The organism is Devosia sp., assembly GCF_036563435.1.
Lineage (GTDB): Bacteria > Pseudomonadota > Alphaproteobacteria > Rhizobiales > Devosiaceae > Devosia.
The window spans coordinates 150,255-167,849 of the sequence record NZ_DATCMJ010000019.1; the positions used below are offsets into that span (position 1 = coordinate 150,255).

At 63.5% G+C, this 17,595-nt stretch carries 19 protein-coding genes; 8 read left to right on the forward strand and 11 right to left on the reverse strand.

Going from position 1 to position 17,595, the window contains the following annotated elements; genetic code table 11:
- Positions 1-17: 17 nt before the first annotated feature.
- From VIL88_RS17250 to VIL88_RS17260, 3 genes are all read right to left on the reverse strand, one after another.
- Complete coding sequence (locus VIL88_RS17250) at positions 18-401, reverse strand: hypothetical protein (protein ID WP_331990852.1); 384 nt, start codon at positions 399-401, stop codon at positions 18-20.
- A gap of 12 nt (positions 402-413) precedes the next feature.
- Positions 414-1,079 (reverse strand): sugar transferase, encoded by a 666-nt coding sequence (locus tag VIL88_RS17255; protein WP_331990853.1) that lies wholly within the window; start codon positions 1,077-1,079, stop codon positions 414-416.
- Between the two features lie 423 nt (positions 1,080-1,502).
- On the reverse strand, positions 1,503-1,685 hold the full coding sequence (locus tag VIL88_RS17260) for a hypothetical protein (protein ID WP_331990854.1): 183 nt from the start codon (positions 1,683-1,685) through the stop codon (positions 1,503-1,505).
- Between the two features lie 438 nt (positions 1,686-2,123).
- Here VIL88_RS17260 and galU point away from each other — a divergent pair, with 438 nt between their 5' ends.
- Positions 2,124-3,035, forward strand: a complete 912-nt coding sequence (gene galU, locus VIL88_RS17265; protein ID WP_331990855.1) for a UTP--glucose-1-phosphate uridylyltransferase GalU — start codon at positions 2,124-2,126, stop codon at positions 3,033-3,035.
- A 16-nt stretch (positions 3,036-3,051) separates the two neighbouring features.
- Here galU and VIL88_RS17270 read toward each other — a convergent pair whose 3' ends face one another.
- The 4 genes from VIL88_RS17270 to VIL88_RS17285 are packed head-to-tail and all read right to left on the reverse strand — an operon-like array spanning position 3,052 to position 8,356.
- Complete coding sequence (locus VIL88_RS17270) at positions 3,052-5,274, reverse strand: Wzz/FepE/Etk N-terminal domain-containing protein (protein WP_331990856.1); 2,223 nt, start codon at positions 5,272-5,274, stop codon at positions 3,052-3,054.
- Positions 5,275-5,307: 33 nt separating this feature from the next.
- On the reverse strand, positions 5,308-6,198 hold the full coding sequence (locus VIL88_RS17275) for a glycosyltransferase family 2 protein (RefSeq protein WP_331990857.1): 891 nt from the start codon (positions 6,196-6,198) through the stop codon (positions 5,308-5,310).
- Between the two features lie 5 nt (positions 6,199-6,203).
- Entirely contained in the window at positions 6,204-7,202 is a 999-nt protein-coding gene (locus VIL88_RS17280) for a glycosyltransferase family 2 protein (protein ID WP_331990858.1), read from the reverse strand.
- Complete coding sequence (locus VIL88_RS17285) at positions 7,199-8,356, reverse strand: glycosyl transferase family 1 (RefSeq protein WP_331990859.1); 1,158 nt, start codon at positions 8,354-8,356, stop codon at positions 7,199-7,201. The genes VIL88_RS17280 and VIL88_RS17285 overlap by 4 nt, the downstream gene beginning before the upstream one ends.
- Before the next feature lie 366 nt (positions 8,357-8,722).
- Here VIL88_RS17285 and VIL88_RS17290 point away from each other — a divergent pair, with 366 nt between their 5' ends.
- The 4 genes from VIL88_RS17290 to cysW all read left to right on the forward strand — a co-directional run bounded on the left by VIL88_RS17290 (position 8,723) and on the right by cysW (position 11,946).
- Positions 8,723-9,751: a sulfate ABC transporter substrate-binding protein gene (locus VIL88_RS17290; protein WP_331990860.1), complete on the forward strand. Its 1,029-nt coding sequence runs from the start codon at positions 8,723-8,725 to the stop codon at positions 9,749-9,751.
- Positions 9,752-9,805: 54 nt separating this feature from the next.
- Complete coding sequence (locus VIL88_RS17295) at positions 9,806-10,036, forward strand: hypothetical protein (protein ID WP_331990861.1); 231 nt, start codon at positions 9,806-9,808, stop codon at positions 10,034-10,036.
- A gap of 214 nt (positions 10,037-10,250) precedes the next feature.
- Entirely contained in the window at positions 10,251-11,096 is an 846-nt protein-coding gene (cysT, locus tag VIL88_RS17300; protein WP_331990862.1) for a sulfate ABC transporter permease subunit CysT, read from the forward strand.
- The gene (gene cysW / locus VIL88_RS17305) at positions 11,080-11,946 is read left to right on the forward strand and encodes a sulfate ABC transporter permease subunit CysW (RefSeq protein WP_414650161.1); all 867 of its coding nucleotides are present in this window, start codon (positions 11,080-11,082) and stop codon (positions 11,944-11,946) included. Before cysT ends, cysW begins: the two co-directional genes overlap by 17 nt.
- 3 nt (positions 11,947-11,949) lie before the next feature.
- Here cysW and VIL88_RS17310 read toward each other — a convergent pair whose 3' ends face one another.
- On the reverse strand, positions 11,950-12,831 hold the full coding sequence (locus tag VIL88_RS17310) for a DUF72 domain-containing protein (protein WP_331990864.1): 882 nt from the start codon (positions 12,829-12,831) through the stop codon (positions 11,950-11,952).
- A 42-nt stretch (positions 12,832-12,873) separates the two neighbouring features.
- Positions 12,874-14,295: an exopolysaccharide biosynthesis polyprenyl glycosylphosphotransferase gene (locus VIL88_RS17315; protein ID WP_331990865.1), complete on the reverse strand. Its 1,422-nt coding sequence runs from the start codon at positions 14,293-14,295 to the stop codon at positions 12,874-12,876.
- A gap of 187 nt (positions 14,296-14,482) precedes the next feature.
- Between VIL88_RS17315 and VIL88_RS17320 the strand changes: the two genes are divergently transcribed.
- The 3 genes from VIL88_RS17320 to VIL88_RS17330 all read left to right on the forward strand — a co-directional run bounded on the left by VIL88_RS17320 (position 14,483) and on the right by VIL88_RS17330 (position 15,752).
- Entirely contained in the window at positions 14,483-14,881 is a 399-nt protein-coding gene (locus VIL88_RS17320) for a VanZ family protein (RefSeq protein WP_331990866.1), read from the forward strand.
- 62 nt (positions 14,882-14,943) lie between these two features.
- On the forward strand, positions 14,944-15,438 hold the full coding sequence (locus VIL88_RS17325; RefSeq protein WP_331990867.1) for a YidB family protein: 495 nt from the start codon (positions 14,944-14,946) through the stop codon (positions 15,436-15,438).
- Complete coding sequence (locus VIL88_RS17330) at positions 15,435-15,752, forward strand: hypothetical protein (protein ID WP_331990868.1); 318 nt, start codon at positions 15,435-15,437, stop codon at positions 15,750-15,752. The genes VIL88_RS17325 and VIL88_RS17330 overlap by 4 nt, the downstream gene beginning before the upstream one ends.
- A gap of 5 nt (positions 15,753-15,757) precedes the next feature.
- On the opposite strand, the gene VIL88_RS17335 is transcribed toward VIL88_RS17330, so the two are convergent.
- Positions 15,758-16,486, reverse strand: a complete 729-nt coding sequence (locus tag VIL88_RS17335) for a ThuA domain-containing protein (protein ID WP_331990869.1) — start codon at positions 16,484-16,486, stop codon at positions 15,758-15,760.
- A 20-nt stretch (positions 16,487-16,506) separates the two neighbouring features.
- Positions 16,507-17,583, reverse strand: a complete 1,077-nt coding sequence (locus VIL88_RS17340; protein WP_331990870.1) for a sn-glycerol-3-phosphate ABC transporter ATP-binding protein UgpC — start codon at positions 17,581-17,583, stop codon at positions 16,507-16,509.
- Positions 17,584-17,595 lie beyond the last annotated feature (12 nt).

A 17,595-nucleotide genomic window follows, 5' to 3' on the forward strand; every position in this document is an offset into this window, starting at 1 on the left:
CCCGTCCGGCAACGCCCTCAGGCGACGCCTTCACTCGGGGCCGCTTCGTTGGCGGCAAAGCTCTGGCCCACCTGGCCCAGAAGCTCTTCGAGACGCTTGATCTGCATGTCGAGTTGAACGATCCGCTGACGTGCCCGTGCACCGCTGGTTTCGGCCGAACCGATCGCCGCCTCTTCGGAGCGGTCGCGCCGGCCGTATTCGGGGACGTTGTCGAGGAGCGCGGCCGCCTGGGCATTGTACATGTTGAGGCGCTGGGCCAGCCCGTCGCGCTCGCGGCGGGCATCGGCAAGCGCCATGGAAATGGCGTTGGTGATGGTTCCGAGGCGCGCTTCATCGGTCTCGGCGTCGCGGCCTGGATTGCGGGCGCGGAAGGCACGGGGGCGGAGGGAAAGCAGAACCATTGGACTCTCCTGTTAGCGGCTGCCGGTGCGCAGGATCACGACCTTGACGGTCTTGATCAGGATCACGAGGTCACCGAAGAAGGACCATTCGCGTACATAGCGGGTGTCGAGCTGGACGCGCTGGTCGTAGTCGCAATCGCTGCGGCCGCTGACCTGCCAGAGCCCGGTAATGCCGGGGCGGACGGCTGCATAGTGCTCGATTTGCTCGGCATAGCGCACCACCTCGTCCTGAACGATGGGACGCGGGCCGACCAGGCTCATCTCACCGCGGATCACGTTGATCAGCTGCGGCAACTCGTCGAGGCTGGTGACCCGCAGGAAGCGGCCGAGCGGGGTGATGCGCGGATCGTCGCGCAGCTTCTGCGTGGCCTCCCACTCGGCGCGCGCCTGGGGGAAGAGTTCGAGGTGGCGGCGCAGCGCCTCCTGGGAATTGACGACCATGGAGCGGAACTTGAGGCAGCGGAAGCGCTTGCCGTCGAGCCCGATGCGTTCATGCGAGAACAGGATCGGCCCGCGATCGGTCGAGAACATGATGAGCGCAATAAAGAACATGGCGGGGAGGGCGAACAGCAGCAGCAGCGTCGCCGCGCTCAGGTCGAAAGCCCGTTTGGCGCCTATGCCCCGCCGGTTGCCCCGACGGAAATCGGAAGGACTGACTTCAGCATTTGTGATCGACATGATGTTCTCTCGCGAAGTTTGAAGCCTACGATAGGGGCGGCGGTGAACGTCCTTCTGGACAGGAGGTATCCTTCGCGAAAGCGCATGGCTGACGCGGGGAAATGCCTGGCAAACATCGATCTAGGTCCGGCCTTCTGCCGGATGAACCGCCTTTGAGGTGCCGCTTCCGTGGCCCGGTTGCGTCACCATGAGCGAGAGGCAAACATGATCGGAAAGAGGTGGCAACGCCCGATGCGCATAGCTGCAATGCGCTGCGTTAGTCACAAATTCACCTAAAAGCGACCCGGCCCAGCCAAGGCAAATCACCCTTCCAAGTCAAATAGGAATGCTGCGGTCGGTGACTGAAAGTTTAAGCTGCACGCGGCACTGCGCAGCGGGTGCACAGTGAAGTAACGATTTAACAGGAGGGGAAGTACGCGAAGTCTACAGGCTGAACAGGAATACGATGCCGTTCCACAGCAGGTAGATGCCAACCCAAGCAAGGGCCATCGTGCCGATCGCAACGAGACCCCAGGGCCAAGCCAAGCCCGAGCGGTGCTGCACCGGAGGAGAAGCGGTCAGCGGCGCCTTGTGCGCCGGACTGTCTTTGCTCCCCTTTGGCTTCACCAAACCCTCCCGTAGCCGGCCCGGCCGTTTCCTGCAGCGACGTTTCTCGCAGGGCGGGGGCTGATCGTCATCCCCAGGGGCCTCCGTAGCACACCGGGGGTAAATACAACCCTCACGGCACCGGCGAAATAGGACAAACGTTCACGTCTCCGTTGACCCCGCTTTGTCCAGGCCTCGTCAGCAACAATTCGGCCTGCTCTACTTGCGCCGGTGCGGAAGCTTCTCACTTATACTTCAAGACGTTCGTATCCTGCGGAAAAGATGCGGCCATGCGCAGCGTGAAATATGACCAAGATCGCCGCATTTGCCTGCAATCTAGGCAAGTGCAGACAACAGCATAACTGCAATCGAGCCATGCAGTTCCAGGTCGAAAATAAGGTAGCTGGACTTGAACGGGCGTGGTCCAATTCCTCCGCCGACCTCAAAAAGGAGAGTGAATTGCAAAAACGCGTCAAGACTGCTGTCTTCCCCGTCGCAGGACTGGGAACACGTTTCCTGCCTGCAACCAAGGCGATGCCCAAGGAAATGCTTACCGTGGTGGACCGTCCGCTCATCCAGTATGCGGTGGATGAGGCACGCGAGGCGGGCATCACGCACTTCGTCTTCGTCACCGGCCGCAACAAGGGCGTCATCGAGGATCACTTCGATCGCCAGTTCGAGCTCGAGGCGACGCTGGAAGCCCGTGGCAAGACCAAGGTGCTCAAGGAACTGCAGCGCGACCTGCCGTCAGCGGGCCGCACCAGCTTCACGCGCCAGCAGGAGCCTCTGGGCCTCGGCCACGCCGTGTGGTGCGCGCGCGAAATCGTGGGTGACGAACCCTTCGCCCTGCTGCTGCCCGACATGCTGTTCAAGGCCGAGCGTGGCGTGCTCAAGCAGATGATGGATACCTACGAGGTAACCGGCGGCAACGTCGTGGCCGTCGAAGAAGTGCCAATGGCCGAAGTGTCGTCCTATGGCGTCGTCGGACGCGGCGAGGGCGACGACACCGGTTTCCGCATCACCGACATGGTGGAAAAGCCGGCAGCCGCCGATGCGCCGTCAAACCTCATCATTTCGGGCCGCTATATCCTCCAGCCGGAGGTGTTCAGCCTTCTGGCCGACCAGCCGCGTGGCGCCGGCGGCGAGATCCAGATCACCGATGCGATGCAGACCCTGATGAAGCAGCAGCCCTTTGTCGGAGTGAAGTATGAGGGCCAGAGCTTCGACTGCGGCTCCAAGATAGGTTTCCTTGCCGCCAACGTCGCCTATGCGCTCGATCGCGAAGACATCGGCGACGACTTCCTGGCAGCCCTGTCCAAGATCGGGCTGCACACGACGCTGATGGAAGGCTTCAAGATCGCGGCCGAATAAGCATTAAGCGGCGCCCCTAGTTGGGCGCTGCCTCCATTCTCTGCTCGGCACTGTAGGCGAACCGCTCCAGCCCACCTGCATCGGTAAATTTGGGCAGCGCGTTGAGGTCAACGTTGTTGAGCACGACCCCCACAATATAGTCGGCAAGTTCAGGTTCCCGCTCCAAGAGGCCAGTCAGCAGGCGACGGGGCGTCTTGCCCCATTCGGCGACCAGGATGCTGCCATCGGTCAGCGGCAGCACGGCAAGCGCATCGATCACGAGGCCCAGAGCGGGCAGGTCGATGATGACGTAATCAAACTGACCGCGCGCTTCCGCCAGCACCTTTTGCATCACGAGTCCTGAAAGATCGCCAGCGCCCGCTTCCGGTGCGGAAGCCGAAAGCGTTACGAGGCCCGTCTCGGGATCTACTGCCGTGACCTTGCGCCAGTCGCCCAGTTCAGCGCGTGGAAGGCGTACCGGGGATGCGGCGCTGTTTTCGTCGGCATTGATCATCAGGACGCGTGAGCCGGAGGCGGTCAGCATTTCGGCGAAGGAAGAGGCGAAGGTTGACTTCCCTTCTCCCGGAAGCGCCGAGATGATGCCGACAACCGTGGTGCCCCGATCTGCCGCCGGCTGCAGCACAAGCCGCGCGGCCTTGAGCGTTTCCATATAGGGACCACCCCAGCGCCGGCCGATGCGCCGGTCGAAGGCACTGCGGACCATGGTCCGAATGGTGCGGCGCTGGTCGGCTGCTGCGGCGCCACGCTCGAACTGCAGGCGGGGGACATAGCCGAGAAAGCGGAGTCCAAGATGGCGGCGCACCTGCGAGCCGACACGGAAGCCGCTTTCCCGCAATTCATTGATGGTGCCCAAGAGGGTGCCAATGAACGCGCCGCCGATGAACGCGGCGGCCAGCACGACCATGGTCTTGGGGCTGGCGGGCTGCTCGGGCAACAGTGCGTCGGTCACGATGCGCACGGATGGGATGGGGAAGCTCTGGCGCTGGACAGATTCCTCGTAGCGCAAGAGATAGCTGTTGTAGAGCGAGCTCAGGGCGTCGGAGCGCTGCTGCAATTCGTTGAGGCGAACCTGCTCCTGGCTGATGGAGCCGGCGCTCTGCCCTTCGGTGTCGATGTCGCGGCGGAGACCGGCTTCCTGCTGCGTGGCGATCGAGAGCTGCGTCCGGTACTGCTCGTCAAGATTTTGCAGCAGCGCATAGATGCGGCTGTCGAGCGCTGATTTCTCGGCACGTAGCGTTTCGAGCTGCGGGTGATCGGCGCCATAGCTGGCCTCCACTTCCGCGATGCGGCTGATCAGGGCCGCCGACTGGGTGCGCAGCAAGGCAATCTCGGACGGATCAGCCGCCGTGCCGCTCAGAAGCGAGACATTGCTTGAAGCGGCCTCCGGCCCGGCGGCAACGACGGTCTGCACCTGATCAGAAAGGGCACGCAAGCGCGCCGTCTCCGCCTGGGCTTCTGCAAGCTGACCCGAAAGGCTCTCGATGCGCTGACGGGTGAGATTGCGGTCCTGGCCGACGGAAAGGCCGGTTTGGCGGCGGTATTCCTCGATGGCAAGGCTGGCATTGCGCTGGCTTTCACCGATTTCCGTGAGGCGCTGCTGCAGCCAGTCGGCCGCGGCACTTGTCGCCTCGAGCTCTGCATTGAGCTGGTCCTGCAGCAGGGCATCGGCATAGGCCTGGGCGATGCGCTGCGCCAGTTCGGGCGTGGCGGCCTCATAGCCGATGCGGATGATGGAACTGCGCCCCATGCGGTCCACCTGCACATTGGAGCGCAGCATGCCAACCACTTCCTCAAGGCCTGCCTCCGCGTCCACCGGGCGCGGCGAACTCAGGAAGGGCACAAGGCCGCGGACGCGCTGGCTGAAGGAAGGAGGCGGATTGAGGAATTCCTGGTCCGTCATCAGGTTCTCGGCTCGGGCGACGGCGGCGGCCACGCGGCTGGAGCGCAGCACCTCGATCTGGTTGAGCACCTGGGCTTCCATGTCGACGCTGCTGGGAACAGTGCCGGCCTCGCCTGCCGCCTGTTCGAGATTGCGGTCGAGCAGGACCTGGCCCGCCGAGAGGTAGCTGCGCGGCGCGAGGGAGAGATAGAATGCGGCCAGCAGCAGCGCGACGGCAATGCTCAGCCCCAACACCAGAGCCTGGCGGCGAAGCAGGGAAAAGACCCGCTCGAAATCTATGGTCTTGAGATCGCCCTGCTGCGGCGCCAGCGTCTCTGGAAAGGTGGATTTTTCAAGCATGGATAACTCCGGCTAGGGCCGAGAAGAAGCGCCTCAGGAAGGCGTCGAATGTCCGTAATGGGCGGCCTGGCGCATACCCAGGATGCCGCCCGCGACCCCGATGTGGAGGACGGCGCGCAGCCAGTTGCGGCGGCGCTGGACGGGGGAAAGGGCAGTCAGCGCCGTCATGGCACCGCAAAAACCGATCTTGGCACCAACCAGCGTCAGGGCCTTGGCTCGTGAGCCGGCCAGAAGCATACCGTGGGTCTGGCCGAAGCGGAGGCGGCGCCTGACCAGCCAGTCCATGCTGGCCCGTTCGGCCGGCACCGGCTCCTGCACCAGCGCGTCGGGCGCGAAATCTATGCGGCCACCAAGAGCTGTCAGCTGGTAGAAAAAGGCCGTGTCCTCGCCGCCCGACCGGCCGAGCGCCAGGTCAAATCTCAATGAGCGGAAGGGCGGGCTCCAGCGGATCAGCACATTGCAGGTATAGCCGGTGCGGATCGCGCCGCCGACAAAGACCGGCATGGTGGAGTGGAAGTCCCCGTGGCGCATCCACTTGGGGGCGTCGGGCCTATAGATGGCCCGAACCGGCCCCAGCACGGCCGCAGCGCCGCTCGCTTCAGCATTGTCGACGAGGGCAGTAAGCCAGCCTGGTGTCACCACCTCGTCGTCGTCGACAAAGGCGACGAAATCGCCTTCGGCATGATCGAGGCAGGCATTGCGCGCCACGCAGATATTGGCGGCGGGCGCATGCACATACTGGATGGGAAAAGGCACTTGCGCGCGCATCTCCTCCACGAAAGCCAGGGCGCTCGGTTCATGATCGTTGTCGGCGATCACCACGCGGATGGTGTGTTTGCCGGCATCCAGCAGGGCAATCGAGCCCAGCGTCTGGCGCAGGAAGCTGCGGCGAAAGGTGCAGATGCAGATGTCGATGCTGGCCATGACGCTTACACCGTGCCGCGGCGGAAGGGGCGCTGGGCCACATGGGCCCAGAAGCCGGACGACCAGGCGAAATGCATGATCATGGCCGCGACGCCGACCAGCGGCGACAGCAGCATGGGCATGCCATATTCGGGATAGTGCTTGCGCGCAGCATGAATGCCCAGGGCAAGGCAGCCGATGCCCCAGAGGGCGAGCGGCACGAGAAAGCCCCAGTGCAAGATCGACAGCGCGGCCAGCAGGACGACCGGCAGGATGGCCAGAGGCGCCATCTGCCGCAGCCGTGGGCGCATGCGGTGCTTGAAGATGTTGCGGGCGCGGCCGCCGCCATAGCCGAAATACTGCCGGAACAGGCCCCTGGCGGTCGAGCGTGGATAGTAGGTCATGCCGGTGCGGCTGGTGAGCCAGATCGTGTGGCCGGCCTGGCGCAGGCGGTGATCTAGCTCGGCATCCTCGTTGAAGCGGAAGCTCTGGTCATAGCCGCCAACCTCCCGAAAGGCATCGACCCGCATCAGCGCATGATGGCCATGGTCAACCGGGCCGCTGCTCTTGCCGGTGCGGTGGGCGGAGCCGCCGGTGCCGATGGCCGAGTTCTGCGCCGTGGCCACCGCGCGCTGGAATGCTGCATGGCCCACTGTGGTCATGGGCACCACGACGCTGCCCACCTGTCGCTCCTCGGCCTCTGCGACCAACTGGCGACAATAGTCGGCGGGATAGGCCCCGTGGGCGTCGATGCGGATAAGGTAGTCGATGCCGGCGCCGAATTGCCCAACGGCAAGGTTGATGGCGGCGCTCTGGATGCGCTGCGGATTGTCCATCAGCACCACGCGGGGTTCCGCTTCGGCGCGCCGGGCGACGATGCCCCGCGTGCCATCCGTGCTGCCGCCATCGGCGACAATGATGCGGGCGTCCAGCGCTTCGGCTTCCACCAGGAGGGTGTCGAGGAGGGGGCCGATATGGCGCGCTTCGTTGAGCGTGGGCACGATGATGATGGTCTGGGCGCTCATGCTGCGGCCTCCAGCTCTGCTGCAACCGGGCTGTGACCTGCGAGCTGCCGGACAAGTTCGAGGCATTCCTGCTCCTCGCAACGGAACAGGCGCTTGTCCTGGCGCGCGACGGCGGCGGCGAGATCCCGGACCCGGGCGGCGGTCATGGTCCCAAAGAGGGCTGTCAAGGTGTCCACCGCGATGTCGGGCACGACGATGCCGATGCCGAGCCGCTCGATGAAGGCTGCGGTTTCGGTTCCGGCCAGGGCGATGGGAATGGCGCCGTTGAGGCACCCCTCGTAGAGGCGATTGGGCAGCAGCCAGCTCGAGTTGAGGCCCTCTTCGAAGAAGTCGATCGCCCACACGAAGTGTACGCGTGAATAGAGCGTGGCGAGATCGTCGGGATAGCGGTAGGGGCCGCCATAGTGGAGATGCGGCGAAGCCTCGGCAGTGCCGTGGAAGTTGTCGAATTCGGTCAATGCTGGCCGCCCGCGCAACTCGACTTCGATGCGTCCGCCGAGTTGGCGCGAAACGGCATCGAGCGCCGCCAGCGACTTGCGGCAGCGCAGGGCGCCGAACCAGCCGACCCTGATCGGGTCAGGCGCCTCGACCAGGGCGGGATTGGTCCCAAGTTCTGCGAGGGACGGGGCGAACACCTTGTTCTCCACCAGTAGCGTGGGCGGACTGCCGTGGATGGAGAAGTGGTTTCGGAGGAAGGCCGGTGAACTGGTGACCAAAAGATCGGCGTTCCGCATCAGGCGCTGCTCCAGCGCCCGCATGCCCTGACCGATCTGATCCTGGCGCAGCATGAGCCGATGGAGATCGAGGCACTCATAGGCCAGCCGTGGCCGGCGCGGCCAAAGCTGCAGGAGCCGGTTGGCGACGCCGAGCATTTCGAGATTGCGCGCCACGATGATGTCAGGCGTCGCAAGCGTTTTGGCCCAGACCGGCGCCCGCCAGGCTGCCCCCACAGCCGCCGCCAGCCGCTGCACCATGCGGCCGTCATGGGTAATGTCGAGTTCGAGAACCGTCTCCACTGGCAGGCGCGGCGGCGGTGCGTCGCCGCGGCGAAAGCCCGCCACCTGAACCTCGGCGCCGCCGGTCAAAAACATGCTGACCCGCCGCTCTACGGATGGATCGGAAAGGTTGTGAACCAGGTACAGAATCTTTGGCACGAACGCCTCCTGCCCATCGGCGGCTTTGATGAACGGGGAGTTGAGAATGGGCGGAAGAGGGGGTCAACCTTGCCTGAAGTGACGCTGTGATGCGCCGGACGCATGTCATGAAACCGCCTCAAAACATGTCGTGCACAGCAGGTCGGGGTGCTTCGCTGGTTCGAAACAGCTCGAAAGAGGCGCTGCCGCCGCTCTGGTGGTTTACGTGTTAGTGGCTCCTCTCGAGGAACGATGTTCTGCCTTTGCAGTCAGGAGTGCCTTTTTCAGGTAATATTTTCTCCTCCGGCGGGGCCGGCACGCAATTCGGCGCCTTCCCAATCACGACCGGATTGATAGTGTTTCATCATTGCTTAACCGGAGGCTCCGATGAAACGGACAGCCAAGCTTGTTGCCTACACCGCTCTTGCTGCGTCGCTTGCAGTCGGCTTTTCGATCACTGCCCATGGGCAGGACAAGACGCTGATCAATGTCTCCTATGACCCAACCCGCGAGCTTTACCGCGAGTTCAACGAAGCCTTCGTCGCCCATTGGCAGGAGACCAAGGGGGAAAGCGTGGCCATCCAGGTGACCCATGGCGGCTCCGGCTCCCAGGCCCGCACCGTGATCGACGGGCTGGAGGCCGACGTGGTGACGCTGGCGCTCGAAAGCGACATCAACGCCATCTCCGACGCCAACCCGGCCTTGATCCCGGCCGATTGGCGCGGAACGCTCGAGAACAACAACGCTCCTTACACGTCGACCATCGTTTTCCTGGTGCGCAAGGGCAATCCCAAGGGCATCCAGGACTGGGACGACCTGATTGCCGATAGTGTCGAGGTCATCACACCCAACCCGAAGACCTCGGGCGGTGCCCGCTGGAACTTCCTCGCCGCCTGGGCCTGGGCGCGCAATGCCAATGGCGGCGATGAGGCCGCGGCGCAGGACTATGTGGCAGAACTCTTCCGCCATGTGCCCGTGCTCGACACCGGCGCGCGCGGCGCGACGACCACCTTCGTGCAGCGCGGCATCGGCGACGTCTTGCTGGCTTGGGAAAACGAGGCCTATCTCGCCCTGGAGGAACTGGGCCCCGATGCGTTCGATATCGTGACGCCATCGATCTCCATTCTCGCCGAACCCCCGGTTGCGCTTGTCGTTGGCAATGCCGAGCGCAAGGGAAATACCGAGGTGGCGCAAGCCTATCTCGATTACCTTTATTCCGATGAAGGGCAGGCGATCGCTGCTGCCAACTACTATCGTCCGTTCAAGCCGGAAGCGGCTGCGGCCGAAGACATTGCCCGCTTCGGCGAACTCAACCTCGTTACCATCGACGATTTCGGCGGCTGGCGCGAGGCGCAGCCCAAATACTTTGGCGACGGCGGTGTGTTCGACCAGATCTATTCCGGTCCGACGCAGTGATCCAAGTGGCCGGCTCCATCCGAGCCGGTCATTTGTTTTCCATGGGAGAGCAAGATGGTCCACTTCTTTGGCATTCTTCACCCCGGCAAGCTCCGGCGTCATGCCGCCGGTGAGGCGCCCGCCAAGGCAAGCTTCTTTGGCGGCGTGCCCGATGTTAATTTCGGTGCCGTACCCTTGAGCCGGCTAGAGCAGGACGCCTGCTATCTTCACGGCAAGGCACCCGAGCCTAATTGCGACGATGGCGCTCACGACGGCGACGCCTTGCCGGAAAATTCGGTGGTCTAGTGGCTTGGGCGACAGGACATTCTTGAACGCCGAAAGTTCAGCGCCCAGCACTGGCGCAAGTCTGTTCATGCAATATCGCCGCCGCAAGAAGCTTTTTCTACAAACCAGCAGAAGGTTGCGGTGCGGTCGGCTTGAGTAAGTCGACCTTCTGGCTAGAGTTGCGGCCGTTGAGAACGGCACGCCTGATGGTGCCTGTTGGGCGAGAGGGGACAGCATGGCAGCACGATGGCGCCTTCGCCAGCCCAGTGTCATTCCCGGGTTTGGGTTGACCCTGGGATTTACCCTGACTTACTTCTCGCTGATCATCCTTATTCCGCTCGTGGCCCTCGTGGTGCGAGCGTCCGGCCTCGGCTGGGGCGGCTTCTGGGCCGCCGCCAGCGACCCGCGTGTGCTCGCGGCCCTGCGCACCAGCTTCGTGACCGCGCTTGTCGCCGCCAGCGTCAATGTCGTGTTCGGAACGCTGATCGCCTGGGTGCTGGTGCGCTACCGCTTTCCCGGGCGGCGCATATTCGACGCCATGGTCGATCTGCCCTTTGCCCTGCCCACTGCCGTGGCAGGCATTGCGCTGACCGCAATCTACGCACCCAATGGCTTCGTTGGGCAACTGGTGGCGCCGCTGGGCTGGCGCATCGCCTACACACCCATAGGCATCATCATCGCCATGATCTTTATTGGCCTGCCTTTCGTCGTCCGCACCATCCAGCCGATCCTCGAAGAAGTCAGCCACGAGGTCGAGGAGGCTTCCGCCACCCTGGGAGCAAATCGCTTCCAGACGATTTCACGGGTGCTGCTGCCAAGCCTGGCACCAGCCATCCTGACCGGCTTCGCCCTCGCCTTTGCGCGAGCAGTTGGCGAGTATGGCTCGGTCATCTTCATTGCCGGCAATATTCCATTTGTGTCGGAAATCGCCCCTTTGCTGATCGTCATCCGGCTTGAGGAGTTCAACTATGTCGGCGCTGCCGTGATTGCGACGGTGATGCTGGCGATTTCTTTTGTCATGCTCTTCCTCATCAACCTGATCCAGGCGTGGAGCCGCAAGAGGTATGGCTATGGCAGCTAGTGTGCGCCGCTCCTCGCCGACCAGCGAGCCCCTGGCGGTCCGTTGGGCGCTGATCCTCCTTGGCGTAGCCTTCATGGCGCTTTTCATCGTCCTGCCGCTGGTTGCCGTCTTTTCCGAGGCGCTCCGCCAGGGGATCGGCGCCTATTGGCAATCCCTGCAGCAGCCTGATGCGCAGTCGGCGATCCGGCTGACGCTGTTGGTTGCGGCCATTGCCGTGCCGCTCAACGTGGTGTTCGGCGTCGCGGCGTCGTGGACGATCGCCAAGTTCGAGTTCAAGGGAAAGGCGTTCCTGACCACCCTGATCGACTTGCCGTTTTCGGTCTCTCCGGTGATCTCGGGCCTCGTCTATGTGCTGCTGTTTGGATCGGGCAGCCTTTTGGGACCCTGGCTCAAATCTTACGGCATCGAAATCCTCTTCGCCGTGCCCGGGATTGTGCTGGCGACGATTTTCGTGACCTTTCCCTTTGTTGCCCGCGAGCTGATCCCGCTGATGCAGGATCAGGGGACAGGCGACGAGGAAGCCGCCTTGTCCCTCGGCGCTTCCGGCTGGCAGACCTTTTGGCGCGTCACGCTTCCCAACATCAAGTGGGGCCTGCTCTACGGCGTCCTGCTCTGCAATGCCCGCGCGATGGGCGAGTTCGGGGCTGTCGCCGTCGTCTCGGGCAAGATCCGCGGCCAAACCACGACCATGCCGCTGCAGGTGGAGATGTTCTACAACGAATATCAGGGCGCCGCGGCCTTCGCGCTGGCCTCGCTCCTGGCCCTGCTGGCCCTGGTGACGCTGGTGCTCAAGACCGCACTCGAATGGCGCTTCGGCGACGAACTCGCGGCCACCGGACGGGGGCATTAGCGCTCAGGCCAAGTCCTTGAGCATCTCGGCCAGCATGGTGGCGTTCTTGATGGCGTAGCCGTCGAAGTCGTTGTTGAAGTAAATCCAGACGCGCTTGGCCTCGGCTTGCCGAATGCGGTCGGCCCACACCGTCAGCTCCGCCTCGCTATAGTCATGGCGATACCACCGCTCCACACCATGGAAGCGGATGTAGATGTCCCCGGCTGTCTTGACCAACTCGTCGGGCAGGCGGGGACCGCTGCAGGAGCAGAAGATAGCTCCCGCTTCACGGAAAGCTGCGTAGACTTGGTCGTTCCACCAGCTGGGGTGGCGGAACTCCACGACGTTGCGATGCCGCGGGTCCAGCTGCGCGAGGATCGCGGTCAGCAGCTCGGGCGAATAGTGCACGCTGGGCGGCAGCTGGAAGAGGAAGCAGCCCATGAGCGGACCCAGCAGATCGGCGATATAGCCGAAGTCCTGCACCAGCCCCTCGGTGCCTTCGAACTTGTTGATGTGGGTGATGAGTTCGGACGCTTTGACCGTATAAATCATCTGCCGTCCCTCGGCCTGTTTGCGCCAGGTAAGGACGGTGTTGATGGTCGGCCAGGAATAGAATGGGGCGTTGAGCTCCACCGTGCTGAAGTGCTCGGCATAGTGGGCGAACCACTCCTTGGTCGGCATCTGCGTGGGGTAGAAACTGCCCTTGAGGTGCCAGTAAAACCAGCCCGAGCAGCCGATGTTGAGTGCCGGCGGCTCGAATGCTTGCGGCGGTACACCGCTCTCCTCAGCCAGGAGGCGTGCCTTGTGCATCTTGCTGGCGCGCAGGATGGTGATTTCACGCTGCTTGATGCGCCGCTGCGCCTTGCGTGCGCGGCGTTCTTCGAGTGTCAGTGTCGCTCCGGCCATGCGGAAACAACACTGCTGCGCGTCAATGGTTCAGCGACATGGTCAGCGCGCGTTCTGCCGGGTGTGCCGGGAGAACACGGTCAAAAACAGGATGCGGACGTCAAAGCCAAGCGACCAGTGGTCCACATAGTGGAGGTCGTGGAGGGTACGTCCTTCGAGACTCTCGCGCGTGGACGTATCGCCGCGATAGCCGTTCACCTGCGCCCAGCCGGTAATACCTGGCTTGATCCGCTGGCGGCCGGCATAGACGGCGAAGCGCTTGGCCAGCGCCGCGTCATCCGAGAGTGCATGGGGGCGAGGCCCGACCAGGCTCATGTCGCCGCGCAAAACGTTCAGCAATTGCGGAAGCTCGTCGATGCTGGTCCGGCGCAGGAACCGGCCGAACGGGGTGATCCGCGGATCATTGGCCCGGGCCGGCGTCATGGCGCGTCCGTCTTCCAGCACCGACATCGAGCGGAATTTCAGAATCCAGAACACTTCGCCGTTGAAGCCGCGGCGTTCCTGGCGGTAGAAAACCGGCCCAGAACTGGTCAGCTTCACCACAAGCGCGGTGATGAGGAGCAGGGGCAGGAGAGCGACCAGCATCACACTTCCGAGTGCCAGGTCGAACAGCCGCTTGACGGAGCGGTCGAGGTCATCCAGCGGCTTGCTCAGCACCCGGACGGAGTTAGCGGGTCCGAAGGGCAGGATATCCAGCAAGGTCGGCAACCGCCCGAGTTCCTCAGCGATGGGCGCAAACATGACGTTGATGGCATAGTGCCTGCATTCCGCCAGAACTGCCGAAACTTCGCGCAAATCGGCCGGGTCGCCGACGAAAAGCACCGAGTCGCAGCCCCGCTTTATGCACGTGCGCACAAAATCCGCAGGAACGGTCTCGGCGCCTTCCCTGACGGCTTGCATGGCGACGACCTGCGCGCCGCGCTGCCAGACCGGATAGCCGCTCTGGAAGCTCTGCAGGGCTTCAGCCCGGCCAACCAGGGCGATTCGCTCGATCTGCAACTGGCCAGCCAACATCATGTCCGAAAGCCGGCGATAAAGCGCCAACCGCAAGGGCACAAGTACAAGGGCGCTCAGGGCGAGTTCCCCCCAGTGCAGCGGCATCTGGTTTGCCAAGGCGCCGGGAGAGGCCAGGTACAGAAGATCGGCAGTGGCTACGGACATCAACAGGCCCAGGACAGCCCTTGCCGAAGCGTAGCGCGGGATGCCGGGATAGCTCAGTGCCTGCCGGTTCGTCCCGAATGCCAGCACGGCATAGACCAGGCCCGCAATGCCCGCTGCGACGAGCTGATCGGTCCAGGCGAGGGTGCCGGAGCGGAAGAGCCAGGCCGTGATGACCAGCATGCCGGCGCAGGCAATGCCCTCGATAGCGGAGAGCGCACAGGCGAGAACAGTGCGACTGGCAAAGGCATACCGGCGCCGCCTTCTGGCGTCGCGATAGGGGTAGCTGATGCTATCTTGCAGCATGGCACGCCTCCGCCAACCCGGATTCGGGAGGATAAGCTTAATGACGGGTTAACACCTAGCATCGGCTTTGCACCTCCGCATCGGCTGCGGCCAAACGCAGTTAATGGCTAAAATGCTGTCATTTGGTGCTCAGACTGTTAGCACTTTGCGCTTTGGCAGGGCGCGACGTTTCCGTTATGGAATTGTCATGAACCTCAGCCTTCAGATACGCCCCGAGTGGCGCCGGCCGGCCAAGACGATTCTTCGCGTTGCTGCCTGGACTGCGCTTGCCATCGTGCTGCTCGCCACTCTTTCCCCGATCGAGTTCCGCCCCCATTCCCCACTGCCAGTGCAGTGGGAGCGGCTAATGGCTTTCGCCCTTTGCGGCTTTCTTTTGGCTGCCGCCTATCCGCGGCACATCGTGCTGGTCCTGGCAGTGATTTTCGTCAGCGCCATCTCGCTCGAGGCACTCCAACTGATCACCCCCAGCCGCCACGGACGGATCATCGACCTGGCCGCAAAGCTGGTCGGCGGCTCGGCGGGCGTGGTGGCCGGAGCCATTCTCGGGCGCGCCATACTCCCTCCCCAAAGTGTGAATCGCGGCTAGCCTGCGTGGGGAACTAACGACGATCCGAGCCCTTTCTCCTCCAGTGAAAGAGGAGACGACACATGGCTGGATTGAACATGGGTTCGGCTGGCATTGCCCTTTTGGGCCTGTTGGCAGTCAAAGGTTTTCAGCACAAGGACGAGATCGGCCGCATGCTTGGCGACATGTCCGCCAACAGGGGCGGGACGTCCGGTGCAGCGGGTGCGGGCGGCTTGGGCGGCATGCTCGGCGGTCTTGGTGACATGCTGAGTGGCCGCCAGGGCGGCAGCGTGATCAACGAAGGCCTTGGTGGTTTGCTGGATCGCTTCAAGCAGACCGGCCATGGCGATGAGGCCGATTCGTGGGTGCAGACCGGGCCTAACAAGCCGGTGCAGCCTGCTCACCTGGAGGCGGCCTTGGGCGAAGACGTGATCGAGCACCTGCAGCAGCAGACCGGCCTGTCGCGCAGCGAACTGATGCAGCGCCTCAGCACCAACCTGCCGCAGGCCGTGAATCGCCTGACGCCCGAAGGACGCCTGCCGACGACAGACGAAACCGACGGCTGGGCCCGCGCTTGACTCCCGACGAACTCAAGCTGCGTTTTGAACTGGTGCGGCAGTCCATCGCGGGATGGACTGCCGACACTGCACATTTCGTGGGCGCCGCCAGCGAAGTCCGGCAGACCGGTACGCCCAACCATGATGACCTGGCGGCGGCCGAGCGGACGCTTCGTTCCGTCGTCGCGGAACGCGAGGCGTTCACGGCCTCGGTGGACGAGGCAAAGGTCGTCGATGACGACCTTGCCCGCGGAGTGGAAGTCGCGCTCAACGAGTTATCCCTGCTCGAGCGCGATCTTGGCTCCGCCGTGGAGGCGATGTCAGCGGCCAAGTAGCCGGTTCAGCGGTGGATAGGATCCTTACGATGCCAGTTATCCAGCTTGCGGGCAGTGCTGTGCGGACGCATGGCCCATTCGATGCCATTGCCGATAACGTGCTGCACCATGGGATTGTGGTAGATCGGAAAGGCTTCGTGACCGGGCGAGAAGTAGAAAATGCGGCCGAGGCCACGGTAGAAGGTCAGGCCGGAGCGAAACACTTCGCCGCCCTTGTACCAGCTCATGAAGATGATCTCGTCGGCGGCCGGGATGTCGAAGGGCTCGCCATACATCTCTGACTGGGGGATTTGGAAGAAGGGCGGCACGCCCTCGGCGATCGGATGGTTGGGATTGGTAACCCAGACGCGCTCGAGGTCGCCTTCGGGCAGTTCGCGCCAGGACAGGTTGCAGTTGGTCCCCATCATGCGGCGGAACATCTTGGAATGGTGGCCCGAATGGAGCACCACCAGGCCCATGCCGGCGAGGATGCGCTGCTGCACGCGATCGATATATTCGTCCTTGACCTCGTCATGGGCCACATGGCCCCACCAGGTCAGCACATCGGTGCGGTCGAGCAGTTCCTGCGTCAGTCCCTGTTCCGGATCGTCGATGGTGCGGCGCTCGATGGTGAAGTCGCGGTTCTTGAATCCAGCGGCCAGGGCCCCGTCCATGCCGTCGGGATAGATCTTGGCGACCGGCGGGTCGTTCTTTTCGTGGCGGCCTTCATTCCACATGGTGAGGCGGATAGTCACAATCTGCTCCGTAGCTGAGGTCAGGCGGCGATGACGCGGCCCGACTGGTCGAAAAGATGAAAGGCACTGTGGTTAAGCGCCAGCTGCACGGGGGCGCCGGGGCTGAGGGCAAGGTCTCCCTGTGCTCGCACCAGCAGCGTGTCCTGACCGTCGCGCACGTTGAGGTAGGTTTCCGCGCCAAGGCGCTCGACAATGGCGATGGCACCGCTGAGATCGGCTTGAGCGACATCGTCCACTGGCCGGATGTCTTCTGGACGAATGCCAAGCGTTGCGCGTTGCCCGATGGCGCCGGCGACCGAATGGCCATCCAGCCGCGCCGTCCAGCCGGCATCGGCCTTGAAGACCTGCCCGGCCGTGTCACCGGCGATGCTGCCGGAGACCAGGTTCATGCGCGGCGAGCCGATGAAGCTCGCCACAAATGTATTCACCGGATCAGTGTAGAGGGCGATGGGCGTGTCCCATTGCTCGACCTTGCCCTTGTTGAGCACGACGATGCGCGTGGCCATGGTCATGGCCTCGATCTGATCATGCGTCACATAGACGATGGTTGGGCGCAGTTCCTGATGGAGGTTCTGCAGTTCGGCCCGCATCTGCACGCGCAGGGCGGCGTCGAGGTTGGACAGCGGTTCGTCGAACAGGATGACGCGCGGGCGCTTGATGATGGCGCGGCCGATGGCGACGCGCTGCCGCTGGCCGCCGGAGAGCTCCGCCGGGCGGCGATCAAGAAGATCGGAAAGCTGCAGCAGTTCGGCAACGCGACCGACCTCCCGCGCGATCTCTGCCTTCGGCACTTTCTTGAGATCGAGGGAGAAGCCGATGTTCTGGCCGACCGTCATATGCGGGTAGAGCGCATAGGACTGAAACACCATGGCGATCCCGCGCTGGTCAGGCGGGACGTCGTTGATGCGCTTGCCGTTGAGGATGAGGTCGCCGCCGTCGATGGATTCAAGGCCGGCGATCATGCGCAGGAGCGTGGACTTGCCGCAGCCGCTGGGGCCGACAAAGACGGTGAATTCGCCGTCTTCCACCTCGATGTCGACGCCTTGGATCACCTCGACCGCGCCAAAGCTTTTGCGCACGCCGGACAGCTTAATCATGGGAGTGGTCAT